At 41.5% G+C, this 13,504-nt stretch carries 17 protein-coding genes; 5 read left to right on the top strand and 12 right to left on the bottom strand.

The features are described from left to right. Positions 1 to 19: 19 nt before the first annotated feature. Entirely contained in the window at positions 20 to 325 is a 306-nt protein-coding gene (locus FGG79_RS15085; RefSeq protein WP_138779719.1) for a PTS sugar transporter subunit IIB, read from the bottom strand. 3 nt (positions 326 to 328) lie between these two features. Further along, positions 329 to 1,192 carry a MurR/RpiR family transcriptional regulator gene (locus FGG79_RS15080; protein WP_138779717.1) on the bottom strand — a complete coding sequence of 288 codons (864 nt, stop codon included), beginning with the start codon at positions 1,190 to 1,192 and terminating at the stop codon, positions 329 to 331. Positions 1,193 to 1,351: 159 nt separating this feature from the next. Between FGG79_RS15080 and FGG79_RS15075 the strand changes: the two genes are divergently transcribed. Genes FGG79_RS15075 through anmK form a run of 4 tightly spaced genes read left to right on the top strand, consistent with a single transcriptional unit; the run spans position 1,352 to position 4,882 of the window. Continuing rightward, positions 1,352 to 1,690, top strand: a complete 339-nt coding sequence (locus FGG79_RS15075; protein ID WP_138779715.1) for a PTS lactose/cellobiose transporter subunit IIA — start codon at positions 1,352 to 1,354, stop codon at positions 1,688 to 1,690. Positions 1,691 to 1,702: 12 nt separating this feature from the next. Next, the gene (locus tag FGG79_RS15070; RefSeq protein WP_138779713.1) at positions 1,703 to 2,791 is read left to right on the top strand and encodes a DUF871 domain-containing protein; all 1,089 of its coding nucleotides are present in this window, start codon (positions 1,703 to 1,705) and stop codon (positions 2,789 to 2,791) included. Between the two features lie 17 nt (positions 2,792 to 2,808). Then, positions 2,809 to 3,726 carry a BadF/BadG/BcrA/BcrD ATPase family protein gene (locus FGG79_RS15065; protein WP_138779711.1) on the top strand — a complete coding sequence of 306 codons (918 nt, stop codon included), beginning with the start codon at positions 2,809 to 2,811 and terminating at the stop codon, positions 3,724 to 3,726. Next, on the top strand, positions 3,719 to 4,882 hold the full coding sequence (gene anmK / locus FGG79_RS15060) for an anhydro-N-acetylmuramic acid kinase AnmK (RefSeq protein ID WP_138779709.1): 1,164 nt from the start codon (positions 3,719 to 3,721) through the stop codon (positions 4,880 to 4,882). Before FGG79_RS15065 ends, anmK begins: the two co-directional genes overlap by 8 nt. A gap of 142 nt (positions 4,883 to 5,024) precedes the next feature. Here anmK and FGG79_RS21875 read toward each other — a convergent pair whose 3' ends face one another. The 8 genes from FGG79_RS21875 to FGG79_RS15025 form a co-directional block, all read right to left on the bottom strand. Further along, positions 5,025 to 5,189 carry a hypothetical protein gene (locus FGG79_RS21875; RefSeq protein WP_171050956.1) on the bottom strand — a complete coding sequence of 55 codons (165 nt, stop codon included), beginning with the start codon at positions 5,187 to 5,189 and terminating at the stop codon, positions 5,025 to 5,027. A 194-nt stretch (positions 5,190 to 5,383) separates the two neighbouring features. Beyond that, a complete protein-coding gene (locus tag FGG79_RS15055; protein WP_138779707.1) occupies positions 5,384 to 6,301 on the bottom strand; it encodes a ketopantoate reductase family protein in 918 nt (305 codons plus the stop codon). Between the two features lie 93 nt (positions 6,302 to 6,394). Beyond that, positions 6,395 to 7,003 (bottom strand): class I SAM-dependent methyltransferase, encoded by a 609-nt coding sequence (locus tag FGG79_RS15050; RefSeq protein WP_138779705.1) that lies wholly within the window; start codon positions 7,001 to 7,003, stop codon positions 6,395 to 6,397. A gap of 123 nt (positions 7,004 to 7,126) precedes the next feature. After that, entirely contained in the window at positions 7,127 to 8,461 is a 1,335-nt protein-coding gene (locus FGG79_RS15045) for a nucleoside recognition domain-containing protein (RefSeq protein ID WP_481747288.1), read from the bottom strand. A gap of 43 nt (positions 8,462 to 8,504) precedes the next feature. After that, entirely contained in the window at positions 8,505 to 9,230 is a 726-nt protein-coding gene (locus FGG79_RS15040) for a FeoB small GTPase domain-containing protein (protein WP_138779703.1), read from the bottom strand. Position 9,231: 1 nt separating this feature from the next. After that, positions 9,232 to 9,483, bottom strand: a complete 252-nt coding sequence (locus FGG79_RS15035; RefSeq protein WP_138779702.1) for a FeoA family protein — start codon at positions 9,481 to 9,483, stop codon at positions 9,232 to 9,234. A 227-nt stretch (positions 9,484 to 9,710) separates the two neighbouring features. After that, positions 9,711 to 10,259, bottom strand: a complete 549-nt coding sequence (locus FGG79_RS15030) for a GNAT family N-acetyltransferase (RefSeq protein ID WP_240794301.1) — start codon at positions 10,257 to 10,259, stop codon at positions 9,711 to 9,713. Positions 10,260 to 10,317: 58 nt separating this feature from the next. Next, entirely contained in the window at positions 10,318 to 10,608 is a 291-nt protein-coding gene (locus tag FGG79_RS15025) for a hypothetical protein (protein ID WP_138779700.1), read from the bottom strand. A 175-nt stretch (positions 10,609 to 10,783) separates the two neighbouring features. Here FGG79_RS15025 and FGG79_RS15020 point away from each other — a divergent pair, with 175 nt between their 5' ends. Further along, the gene (locus FGG79_RS15020) at positions 10,784 to 11,458 is read left to right on the top strand and encodes an NAD(P)H-dependent oxidoreductase (RefSeq protein WP_138779698.1); all 675 of its coding nucleotides are present in this window, start codon (positions 10,784 to 10,786) and stop codon (positions 11,456 to 11,458) included. 47 nt (positions 11,459 to 11,505) lie between these two features. On the opposite strand, the gene FGG79_RS15015 is transcribed toward FGG79_RS15020, so the two are convergent. Continuing rightward, a complete protein-coding gene (locus tag FGG79_RS15015; RefSeq protein WP_138779696.1) occupies positions 11,506 to 12,750 on the bottom strand; it encodes an ATP-binding protein in 1,245 nt (414 codons plus the stop codon). Between the two features lie 38 nt (positions 12,751 to 12,788). Further along, positions 12,789 to 13,358: a helix-turn-helix domain-containing protein gene (locus FGG79_RS15010; protein ID WP_138779694.1), complete on the bottom strand. Its 570-nt coding sequence runs from the start codon at positions 13,356 to 13,358 to the stop codon at positions 12,789 to 12,791. Between the last annotated feature and the right edge of the window lie 146 nt (positions 13,359 to 13,504).

The following is a 13,504-nucleotide window of genomic DNA, read 5'->3' as shown; positions in this document are numbered from 1 at the left end:
CCCCTTGTTTCCTATTAAATTAGTTGGCTAATTCTTTTACTGTTTTCAGTAAAGTAGCCCCACCAAGCGGCGTGTATGCCTGCGGTGGTATCGGCCCGCAAGGAACATTGGCTTCATCGGCGGCTTTCTTTACTTGATCAAAGCGGTGTCTGATCTGAGGAGCTACCATACAAACATCCCATCCCTTTGAGATTTCCTCAGATACTTCACCCGTTCCAATTGCATGGACTTCCATTTCAATCCCCTCTTTTGTTCCCTCTTTCTTCAATGCATTGACGACAATGGCGCTGGACATTCCCCCAGAGCATACGAATAATACTTTCATCTCCTATTCCTCCTCTTTCATTCGTTGTACGACTTCATGTGTATGAATAATTTGCTCGTAGACGCCATGTCCTTTTTTCATGCATAACGCGACGAATAAGGCATCAATTACAACGAGTTGAGCAATTCTTGCCGTCATGGTTCCGATTCGGATATTGTGTTCTTCCTCGGAAATGGTCAAGACGATATTGGCGAGCTTTCTTGCCGGTGATTTCCCGTGCTGAGTCAAGAGAATGATGGTCGCACCCTTTTCTTCGGCAACATGCATCAGCTTCAGTATTTCCTTTGTCTGTCCTGAGGTGGAGACAACGAATAGTACATCTCTTTCTGTCAGGTTTGCAGCCATCATCATTTGCACATGGATATCACTGGCTTGAAACGCCAGGTAGTTCAGTCGCAATAGCTTTTGTGTGAAGTCTTCAGCTACCACTGCAGAACCTCCAACCCCATACAGGTATACTCTTTCTGCTTTATGAAATGCCTCTACAGCCCGCTCCATTTCAGCTATAGAGAAGAGCCTTTCCGTGTTTTTAATGGCTTGATGAGTGTTTGCCAACACTTTGTCGAAAACGGTTTCTAGATTATCTTCAAAATGCAGAAGGGTATTAATGTCATGACTCTTTGACACTTCACTATTCGTACTTTTGGCAAGCTCAATCTTCAAGCCGCTGAAACTGTTGATTCCGATCCGTTTGCAGAATCGGATGATGGCTGCTTCACTGCTGCCACATGAGTTTGATAATTGCTTTGTAGTCATTTCCATTACTTTCTCTGGAAACTCCAACACGTATTGCGCAACCGCTATTTCAGACGGCGTGTAGTTTTCCATCTGACCTTTGATGTGTTTTAATACCTGGAATTCCGTCATGGTCACCTCCAAAAATTGATTGTCTTGAAAGGGCTTTCAGTTTAATATGATTATATGCGATAATGAAATTAAATTTCAATATTATTCTAAAATATCTAAACTTTTATTTTAATAAAATAGTAGAAAGTTGTTCTAAACAGGATTGGGGAGGAATACACAATGTCAGAAGTTCGCAACGTAGAAATGGAAATTTTCGAAATCATATCAAACGGAGGAAACGCGAAAAGTACGGCGTATGAAGCTCTCGCGAAGGCACATGAAGGAAAGTTCGATGAAGCGGAAGAGATGCTAAAAGCCGCTCATGAAGAAATGAATAAAGCCCATAAAACACAAACAAGCTTGATACAAGCTGAAATCAACGGTGAAGAATTTGAAAAATCCCTTCTCATGATTCATGCACAGGACCACTTAATGACTTCCATAAGTGAAATCTCGTTAATTGAACAGATGATTCCGATGTTAAAAAGAATCCATGCACTGGAAACCAAAGCAAACTAAGGAGGCATCCCAATGAGTAAAAGACTAGGCGTTTCAATCTATCCAAACCATTCTACTACAGAGAAAGATAAGGAATATTTGGCACTAGCCGCTTCTTTCGGATTTAAGCGTGTGTTTACCTGCTTACTATCAGTCGAAGGGGACAAAGACGGGATCATCTCGAACTTTAAAGAAACGATTAATTTTGCCCGCGAGAAGAACATGGAAGTAATTGCCGACATCAGTCCCCGCATTTTCAAAGAACTGAACATATCCTATGATGATCTATCCCTCTTTGCCGATTTAGGTGCCCACGGTATCCGACTTGATCTTGGGTATACGGGACAAGAAGAATCGATGATGTCGTACAATCCTTATGATTTAAAAATTGAATTGAACATGAGCAACGCTACGAAATACATCGACAATATCATGACCTATCAACCCAATAAGGACCAATTATTAGGCTGTCATAATTTCTATCCGCACCGCTACTCCGGTTTATCTTATCCATTCTTTATCGAATGCAGTAAGAAGTTTAAAGACTTCGGCATGAGAACGGCAGCCTTTGTGTCTTCGTCAGATGCAACATTCGGCCCTTGGCCCGTTACAGAAGGACTTCCCACGTTAGAGATCCACCGCAGCCTTCCGATTGATGTTCAAGCAAAGCACCTCTTTGCCACCGGATTAATTGATGATGTGATCGTCAGTAACGCGTATGCTTCTGAACATGAAATGCAGCTGCTAAGCGAACTGAACACATCGAAACTGACCTTTACAGTAGAAACCCATGAAACGACAACCGATTTAGAAAATACGATTATATTTGAAGAACCTCACTTCTACCGTGGAGACGTGTCCGACTATATGATTCGTTCGACTCAAAGCCGCGTGAAATACCGCGGAAGGGAATTCTCACCTCACAACACCGTAGACATTAAGCGCGGAGACATTATAATCGAGAACGACCTATATGCCCAATATGCGGGAGAGCTTCAAATCGCCATTCAAGATATGGAGAACTCAGGTAAAACCAATGTCGTTGGACGTATCCGAGAAGAAGAAATCTTCTTATTGGATTATCTTAAGCCATGGGGTAAATTCGCCTTTCAATCTAAGTAATATGGAGGTTTCTTTAGATGACTAGAGTAATAGGAATCGATGCAGGTGGGACGAAAATACAAGGACTCGTACTTGATTTAGAGAAGAACATCCTATTTCAAAGCTTATCCGGACACGGAAATCCAACAGTTTCCTTTGATGAGGCATTAACTAATCTCTCATCTGTGGTTCAGCAATGTCTTGATCACTCTTCTTCTGAAGACGTTTCCCACATTATAATCGGAATGGCAGGTGCTGAATCTGGTAATCTCGCTCATCGAATCAAGAAAGAATTGGAAAGAATGACCTCACTACCCATCATCCTATTAAATGACGCCACTCTTGCCTATTTCAGTTTGATTGGGAACCAGTGCGGGGTGATAACGATTGCGGGGACGGGCTCGATTTGTTATGGACGAAATGGCAAACGGGAAGGAACGACCGGTGGCTGGGGACATATACTTGGGGATGAAGGCAGTGCCTATTCCCTGGCGATCGAAGCAAGTAAACAAATTGCCTGGGAGTTCGATTCCCACAAACCTATCTCCCCCCTTTCCCGTAATCTGCTGAACGAAATTGGAGCAAATGATGCCAAAGATTTTAAAGGATTTATCTATTCTTCTACTAAAGGAAAAATTGCTCAGCTTGCGAAAGTGATTCACGAGCAAGCTGAGGCTGGTGATGAAGCGGCCATTCATTTATTCAAGACAGCCGGGGAGCAGCTTGCCAGGCAGACGATTGCATTAATTGAAAAATTACAGATTGAAACAAAACCGGTCGTCGCCTTAAAAGGCAGTGTACTTGAGCATAATCCGGTTGTACAATCCGTTTTTAAAGAAATAATTTCAGATTGTTTTAAAGACACGGCCTATATTGTCGATTCCACATCCCCTGCCACTGGCGCAGTGGGTGTTGTTGAAGCCATCAAGGAAGGAAGGATGCTATATGATGAATAAGCGCTTAGCTGTCGGATTGATGTCGGGAACGTCAGTCGATGGAGTGGATGCTGCACTGGTATCGATTGAAGGAGCAGGCACGGGTACAATTGTAGAGCTAGTACATTATTCGTCAACCCCCTTCCCTCAGAAGGTGAAGGAGAAAATATTTGACGTGATGAGCCTCACCGCTTCTTCCACTCCCCTACTATCCAGCTTGCATTTTGAGCTGGGAGACGCATATGCTGATGCTGTTTTGCAGGTTTGCAAGGAGGCAGATATTTCAGTTGAGGAACTCAGCTTTATCGGATCTCATGGCCAAACGGTCTATCATCAGCCTTTCCGTACGGAAGATTCGGTACCGTCCACCCTTCAAATCGGTGAGCCGAGCGTGATCGCTTATCGTACCAATACACAAGTTGTATCGAATTTCCGTTCCATGGACATGGCTGCCGGCGGTGAAGGCGCCCCCCTTGTCCCTTATACAGAATACCTTCTCTATCGGAAAAAAGGTACGGGGAGACTCCTTCAGAATATCGGCGGTATCGGAAACGTATCGATTCTTCCAAAGGACTGTTCCCTTGAAGATGTGTCCGCATTCGATACCGGACCCGGAAATATGGTAATCGACGGGCTATGCGAAAGGCTATTTGAACGTTCCTATGACGAGGATGGGACGATTGCCGGGAAAGGAACGGTTCACAAACAGGTCGCACAGAAATGGATGGATTGGGAGAAGGATTTCTTCCTCAAGGTTCCTCCTAAATCCACTGGTCGGGAGTTGTTTGGTGAGGTATTCGTGAATCGGATCCTCGAGGAGTTTGGGCATCTTCCAAAAGAAGACTTAATCGCGACTGCCACTCACTTCACAGCACTTACCATTGCCGATGCTTACAAGCGATTCATTTTGCCTGAGCACGTCGTGAATGAAGTCATCGTTGGCGGCGGCGGGAGCTATAATGAGACGCTTCTACGAATGATCCGGGAGCTCTTGCCAGAGTTAACGGTTCTCATCCAGGAAGACATCGGTTATTCTTCAGATGCGAAAGAAGCGATTGCCTTTGCCCTCCTTGCAAACGAAACACTTCATAGTAATCCGGGTAATGTCCCAAGAGCAACCGGAGCAAGTAAGCCCGTCATATTAGGGTCCATCACTCCCGTCCCCGGATTAAGATAATTGCGTAGAACATAGTCCATCATAAAATCCTGACTATAAACAGACACTCTCGCAAACATTTAGGAGGGACGGACCTTTCCGATGTGCTGTTAAATCAACGTTCTGATTAGGTACATGGGGTGGGTGGAGGTCCGTCCCTCTTTTATTGGCGTTTCTTGATACTAAAGAATGAAAAGTAGACGAGGAAGGATAGGATGATTCCGTAAGCTGCCAGTAGTGTGAGAGCGTTGGTGGCGTTGGTTGTGAGCCAGATGGTGATGGTTGCGATGAGTACGAGCAGTGCGCTTATTCCGATTAGTTTGTTCATGTAGTCCTCCTTTTCGGATTGGCTGGTTTATAGTGTTATATACGTTTCATTTTGGGGAATGGTTTCCATTTTTTCAGAAGAAGTCTTTGTCATGGGGATTCTAGCTGAATCAGCTACTGATTTTCCCGAAATAATGAACAGCTGAACAAAAAAAACACCAAACACCCTTCACAGGCATTTGATGTCCTTCATTCTTATTTATTGGCAATCTCATAAATTTTTAAATTTCCATAAATCAAGCCCAAATCAGGAGCTTTTACCTGCTGTTTTTCGGCTGCCTCCAATAAATAGCCGTATAAATGATCGGCTTCCACGGCAAGATTTTTTTCCATATCACGCTGTAAGGAAGATTTCATACTATATCCCATTTGGCTGATTTTATCGTATTGAGCGCTTTCAATATTTTCAGCGAGAGGCGCCTCAATATTCCTCATGATTGTTGCTGCTTGTGAAAGGACCGCTTTGATTCTGTCTGCTCCATCCGTGGTTTCTCTAATCGGACCAATCGGTGCACGGTGGAGGGACGTGACACCTGATAATGTAGTGATGAATAAATATTTATGCCACATATCCTGCTCGATGGTGTCTGATAATCGGAAGTTTGCTTTCGTTCCTGAAAATGCCTGTTCAAGGCTCATGATTCTTTCTGTTCGTTCGCCACTTCTCTCCCCAAACACAAGATCATGAATAGGACTTGTCTGAATGACGTTTCCTTTTTCGTCCAACGTCGACTCGACAAAGCAAAGGCCACCTATTACCTTTTCTTCACCGAAGGCTTCTATCAAGTCATCTACGTGGGACATTCCGTTTAATAACGGGAGGATCATCGTATGCTCTCCAACAAAGGAGTGAAGACTTTCGATTGCTCCTGTAAGATGATAAGCCTTGGTTGATAGAATAATGGCATCAAAAGGCTCTGCTTTTTCTTCTGCTCTCAAGGTTTGCGGCATACATTGAAAATCGCCATGGATGCTTTCGATATGTAATCCATGTTCTTTCAGCTGATGCTCTCTTTTTTCCCGAACAAGAAAAGTGACATCTTCACCCTTCTCTATCAACCTACCTCCGAAGTAACCTCCAACAGCACCTGCACCTACAACTAAAATTCTCAATTCATCCGCCTCCTCTTCTTTTCTGGATCTTCTATCCCTATTCTCCAATATGAACGCGTATAAATCAAAAATTCTGACTGTTTTTCTTTTTTCTCAATACATCAACCCATACACCAAAAATCGCTCGTACTCATTCTGTTCATATTCTCCAGACAAATGGATCTCTTTTTTCAATTCAAATAAAGGGTGATCCTCCAAATAATGAACATAGTCATCAGAGCTGTAATAGAGTAATATCTCAATGTCACGTGGAAAGGTTTCGACCGAAAGGAGAATGTTATTGAGGATCTTCATGAAAATTTGAACAGAAAACGGATTAAAAAAATAGAAGCGGTTATCCTTCCGATGAACAGCATATTCCTCTGCCAGGCAATGTTCGAAAGAAATAGTTCCTCCTAGAACTTTCGCTTTTTGACGATAGTTTGTCAGGTTCTCCATGGCTTCATCATAAAACTCGTCGTTCATCTCCACCCCGATCGCGGTCGATTGAAAAAGATGATGAATGAAAAAATTCAATCGACCTTTCCCACAACCAAAATCAACCACCCGGTCACTGCTCTTCAACTTATATTGTTGAAATAATTCCTCGAGTGCAACATATGGAGTAGGTTCGTAGCGATGATAGTGAAATGATCGATGGAATCCTATTTGATTCTGCCGCGTTTTTATGTTCAATAATTTATCATAATAGTATTCTTTCATCGTTTACTCCTTCAATACATCTACTTCTTATTGTCTTTATCGTAACACTTTTTATAGGACCTTTCAGTTATATAAAAAAAACAAACCCCCTTTTAAAAGAGGGTTTGCTTTCTGAATCTGTATTTACACCCAACCCATTGCTTTCACAATAGTCGCTACTAAGAATGTAACTCCGATGGCAATTGCAGTTGGAATCGCAAACGCCAGGAACGTCCATTTCTTGCTTTTCGTTTCCTTGTAAATATTCACAAGGGTCGTTCCGCATGGGAAGTGAAGTAACGAAAATAGCATCATATTCAGTGCCGTTAACCAAGTCCATCCGTGGCTGACGAAAACCGCCTTTAATTCTGTTAAATCATCAAGCTCCAACATAGCTCCTTGAGAGAGATACGCCATGATTAAGATGGGGACGACAATTTCATTGGCAGGGAGCCCGATGATAAAGGCTGCCATGATGAAGCCATCCATTCCAAGAGCCTGCCCAAATGGATCAAGGAAATTGACAAAATGCATGAGAATGCTCGTGTCGCCTATGAAAATATTGGCGATGATCCACGTGATGATCGATGCAGGTGCGGCAACAATCACGGCTCTCTTTAACACATACCAAGACTTATCAATACTAGAGCGTAATACCGTATTCCAGATTTTCGGACGACGGTAAGGTGGTAACTCAAGTGTATAATGAGTCGGTACTCCTTTAAGTGCTGTTTTGGACAGCACCCATGAAACGCTAATGGTTACAACAATCCCGATCAACACCATTGACATAACAGTTCCTGCTGTCACAAGGGAAGCCATACCACCAGCATATCCTGCTGCCATAAATAGCGAAGCCAGTAAGATAAGCGTCGGCCATCTTCCATTACACGGAACAAAGTTATTCGTAAGAATGGCCAGCATCCGTTCTCTTGGCGATTCTATAATTCGAGTAGACATGATAGCTGCTGCGTTACAGCCGAATCCCATGGCCATCGTCAATGACTGTTTACCGTGGCCGCCTGCTTTCTTAAAGAGGCGATCCATGTTAAATGCCACCCTCGGTAAATATCCGTAGTTCTCAAGTAGTGCAAATGCTGGAAAGAATATGGCCATAGGAGGAAGCATAACACTGATTACCCAGCCCGTTCCCCTGAAGAAACCGAGAACCAGTACTCCATGCAGCCACTCAGGTGCATTCATGGCGGCGAAGAGCAGGGTCAGTTGCCCTTCCAGCCATGCGAATCCTTGAGCAAGCATGCTAGATGGAACATTCGCACCTGCTATGGTCAGATAGAAGACGGCTCCAAGCATCGCAAGCATGATCGGGAATCCCCAAATCGGGGAAGTTAACACTTTATCAAGTTTTTCCGAATGGATTCGCTCTTTGCTTTTGTACTTTACAGCTTCTTTGCAGATTCCTCTGCTCGTTGAATAAATGTTTTCTACAATCTCATCCCGGAGATTGGCACTCGACATCCCTTTTGCATGATTGAACAAATGAGCCAGGGATTGATCTCCCTCATGTGGTTGCATTGATTGAGACATTGGAATATCCTCCTCTCTTTCGTTCCTTTTGAAAGTAATCATTCAACGAGTTGAGAATACTTTCATCTCCATCTAATAAACGCAAGGAAATCCATCGAATCGGAAACTCATCACCAATCATCTGCCTTACCTTAGGTGCCAGTTCTTCAATCTTTGTTTCGATTTCATCTGAATACGTCATACGATATGGATCCGTTGGTACATTTCCCTTTGACATTTCATGAACTACATCCAATAGTTCCTTGATTCCCGTATTATTTCTTGCTGATATCTTCACAACAGGAACCCCAAGCTTCTTGCTAAGCAATTCACTATTCACTTCGATTCCCTTTTTCTTTGCTTCATCCATTAAATTCAAGGCTACGATGACCCGATCTGTCATTTCCATTACTTGAAGTGCAAGGTTCATATTTCTTTCCAATGAAGTGGCATCCAGTACAACAAGTGTCACATCCGGTTTATCAAAGACAATGTAATCCCGTGCTACTTCTTCATCGGTTGAGTTGGAATAAAGAGAGTACGTACCAGGTAAATCGACAATCGTGAAATCCGTATCATTGTGTTTGAACTCACCTTCCGCGTGTATAACCGTCTTACCAGGCCAATTTCCTGTATGCTGGCGCAAACCCGTCAATAGATTGAATAACGTGCTTTTTCCTGTATTCGGATTTCCGGCAAGAGCAATCCTGTATGAACTCATTTTACGCACCTCCTAATTTCTGAACATGAATCTTTGAGCTTTCTTCTTTCCTCAAAGCAATCGTTGTGTCACTCACCCGGAATGCCATCGGATCTCCCAGAGGACTTTTTTGGATCACATATACTTCGGAACCCCTCACAAATCCTAAATCTAATAATCTTCTTCTCATGGTTCCTTCTAATGATAATGATGTTATAAGAACGCGTTCCCCAGGCTTACATTCTGAAAGAAGCACTGACTTGACTTCGGACATGTTTCATTCCTCCGGTAAATTATATTGTCTTTATATTAAAAAGTTTCCCTTACGCAAATTATATGTTCATCTTATTCCCTTCACCCCCCAAATGTCAATATTAGTTTCATATTTTTATAGAATTTTTACATGAACAGACTCATTTGGATTGTCCATTCCACCACGACAAAAAAGGCATCTGGCAGCCAGACACCTTTTTTGAATCACATCTTATTACCTCAACCCGCTTATCCCAAATACCCTAATAAATCCAGCTCGCCATCTTCCCATTTTTTCTCGCCAACCGATTTCACCATCAGCTCATTGATTGTTTCACAGCCGATCCCTTTTGTGGTTAGATTCACATCATTGATCTTCAACCATGTGCATTTGCTTTGAACTGATTTGAATCCATTTCGTTCATAAACAACAGGGTTATCAGCAAATAACACGATAAAATCGATGTCCTTATTTTGGCAGAACTTATCTGTTTCAGATAATAATTGTGAAGCTATTCCCTCTGAACGTATCTCTGCGGATACACAAACATCAATTAGACTTAATGCGTTGATGGGATGACCATTTAGATTCATTGTTCGATAATCACATGCAATATGCCCTATCAAATGATTACCTTTGTAGGCCAGGACTCTAAAGTGAGGTCTTTGCTTGAAATAGATTCTTTCCTTAGGATAGTCTTCTCCAAAGCACTCACATAATAATAATTGTAGTTCGTCCCGCATTTCTTTGTTCACATCAAACTCCCACACGATCTTAATTTGAATATCACGTTTCATTTAATCCCTCCTCCAATTTGATAGCTTTGAAACTTTATATGTATTGCCATGCACGCCTTCACTTCTTCACGGGCTTTAAAATGGTACGTTGCATGGGAACCCCGCCCATTGAAACATTCCGCTCAATAAACAGATACGTTTGGCCATCTACAATAAATTTCATGTTCCCCATATATTCAACTTGCCTTCCTTGTTCTTCAAGTTCTCGTGTGATCGCATCAATGTAATCCTTTTCGTTAAAATACCGTTCCTCAAAGTCGATTTGAATATGCCCTTTCCGATAACCCATCACCCAATTAAATAGGATGAGAGCACCTAGCCCGGCAAGTACGATCCATAAAAATTCCATCCGTCACAACTCCCTCTTTATGTTTCCATCCTTATATTACGGTTGAAAGGGGACTTCCGTTTCGTTTTTTTACATATTTAGGAGAAGAGTTTCCCAAGTCACATCACATGATTAACCTTCCGGACTTGTGGTAAGTTAAACTTGATTGAATCAAAAGATGAGGAGTGGATGTTCAATGACTAATAAAAACCAAATCAAGCAGGACATTTTAGATGCATACCATTTCAGACATGCAACAAAGGAATTCGATCCAAATAAGAAAGTGTCTGATGACGATTTTCGCTTCATAATGGAAACAGGTCGGCTATCGCCGAGTTCTTTTGGCTTCGAACCTTGGAGATTTGTGGTCATTCAAAATCCAGAGCTGAGAGAAAAAATTAAAAATACTGCTTGGGGGGCTTACGGAAAACTTCCTGAAGCCAGTCATTTCGTTGTGATTCTTGCCAGAACCAAGAAAGATACTAAATATGATTCACACTATTTACAGGATCACTTCAAAAATGGAAAGAAACTTCCTGAAGAACATATGGCTAAATACTTAGAAAAAATTGAACAGTTCCAAAAAGTTGATTTCGATTTACTAGAAGGCGATCGTCCTCTATATGACTGGGCCGGTAAACAGACTTACTTAGCCCTTGGGAATATGATGACCGCTGCAGCCCTTATCGGGGTCGATTCCTGTCCGATCGAAGGCTTTGATATTGAAAAAATGAATAAGCTATTGGATGAAGAAGGTTTACTGGAGGACGGAAGCTTCGGTATTTCCGTCATGGTCGCATTCGGTTACCGCGTCAATGAACCAGGACCGAAAACCCGTCGTTCTTATGAAGATATCGTGAAGTTTGTATAAAAATAATGAAAAAGGAATCTGGCCAAATGGCCAGATTCCTTTTTCATTCATGTACTATTCAACGTTGAAGAATGAAATTCAATATAGACCGTTGTGCCTTTATTCAACTCACTTTCCACACGTATATTACCTTTCATGGAATGAACAATGATGTTTGCCGCCATAATCCCTAGACCGGTTCCTTCATCTTTCGTCGAGAAGAAAGGTTCCCCAAAGCGTTCAATTTGCTCCTTAGTCATGCCCCATCCTGAATCAGAAATGGCGATGGCCAGGTTTTCATTTACCACCATCGTCACTGTCAGTTCCCCGCCCTGAGGCATAGACTCTATCGCATTTCTTATTATGTTTCCTACACATTTACGAAAACTAAGAGAATGACCATCAACATATATGCCATCCATAAGCTGATAGCGAAATTGAACGTGCTGAGCTAGGGGCTTTACCGTTTCGATCATTTCTAAAATGGTGTCTTTAACATCGATCCTCTCTTTATTGTCAGGAGACGACCTAGTAAAGGTCAGATATTCTTCAATGACAGTAGTTGCCTGATCGATTCCACTCAAGGATAAGTCAACAAATTCTCTTTGCATCTCTTCATTATTTTCTTCCCTCATGAGCTGTAAGTATCCTTTTGAAGTAGTCAGAGGATTTCTTATCTCATGAGATATGCTTGCCGCTAGTCGACTAACAACTTGAAGTTTTTCCCGCTGATTCAACATTTTCTTCATCATCATCAGTTTGCGAATCATCTCTGCCATCATTACGCTGATTACCACTGCGGTTAAAGGTATGAAAACAAGATATACGTACTCATCCAGTGGAATTTCAGTGTGATAGATAATGCCAAACACTAGATTAAAGATCGTCATACTACAGCAGACCACAATCATAAAGATCATTTTCACTTTATTCTTAGCTTGTAAAAATCTTTTCGAAAATGCCGCCAATATTAAATAAGCAATAAAATAATTTAACATCACGAGATGAATAAACTCGCTTCCGAGGATGAGGTAACGTACTGCTATGATGACAACCATTAAAACAAATGAAACGACAGGACCAAAATATAGACTACCTAAGAAAAAGGGGATCATTCGCAAATCTAAGTAGACTCCATTGGTCAGTTTATTGCTAAACACCACACATAATAGAATCGTAATGGTAGAGAAAAGGATGATCATTCCTTTAGTAGGCGCCTTTCTGGTGAAATCAGAATAAAGGCCGAGAAGTAAAAGTCCTACTACAATAAATAGGAAATTCAATAATAAATTTGTTAAAACAGAATCAACCATATGAACACCCCTATCTTATTTCTATCAGAACGAACTAATCAGGAGTGAGTTTCTTGACCAGGATCCGTAACTTCTTCTTTAATTAATTGAATAGAGGCGGAGCTTCCTCCAATCAGTTCACCTTTATGATTAAATAACGGATGACAAGTGACATCATACTCGTATGTAGTATCCGATAGTGGAAAGATAATTTTTTTTCTAATTGATTGACGAACGTTGATGACTTCTTCTTTTACTTTCATTAATTCCCTAGTTCCATCATTATCCTCTAACTCTTCATCCCGCTTCCCAATCACGAAAACAGGATCAAAATCTGGGTGGGGATTAAAAATCCAAGTATATCTTAGCTCTAAATCAAAATGGGCAATAACCATGGGGGAATCCTGAAGGGCAAAATAAAATGGACTAACCTCTAATTCGAAGATAGAAACATGAAAATTCAATATATCTGCTAAATGTTCTGCAAGCTTTCTACTTGGTACTCTCACACCATTTTCAATCTTTGAATAGTAGGATCTGTCGATATGAATGGAAGACGCAATGTCTTCTTGGCTATAGCCCTTCAATTTCCTTAATCGTTCAAGCCAATTTCTTTTTTGTTGACTCATTCGCATCCCTCCTACATAAACCTCTCTAGTTCTATTATACTGATACGAAATTCAAAAACTATGTGACTATTTTGTCACTATTGCAAAAAATCGTAAAACCGACTAAAAGTCCTACAATTAAGGAAAAAACAGAAAGTATTTCTAGT

It is taken from the genome of Bacillus sp. BHET2, from assembly GCF_005938125.1.
In the GTDB taxonomy this organism is placed as follows: domain Bacteria; phylum Bacillota; class Bacilli; order Bacillales; family Bacillaceae_B; genus Rossellomorea.
The sequence above is the reverse complement of the archived record's forward strand: the minus strand, read 5'-3'. Positions and strand labels throughout refer to the sequence as shown.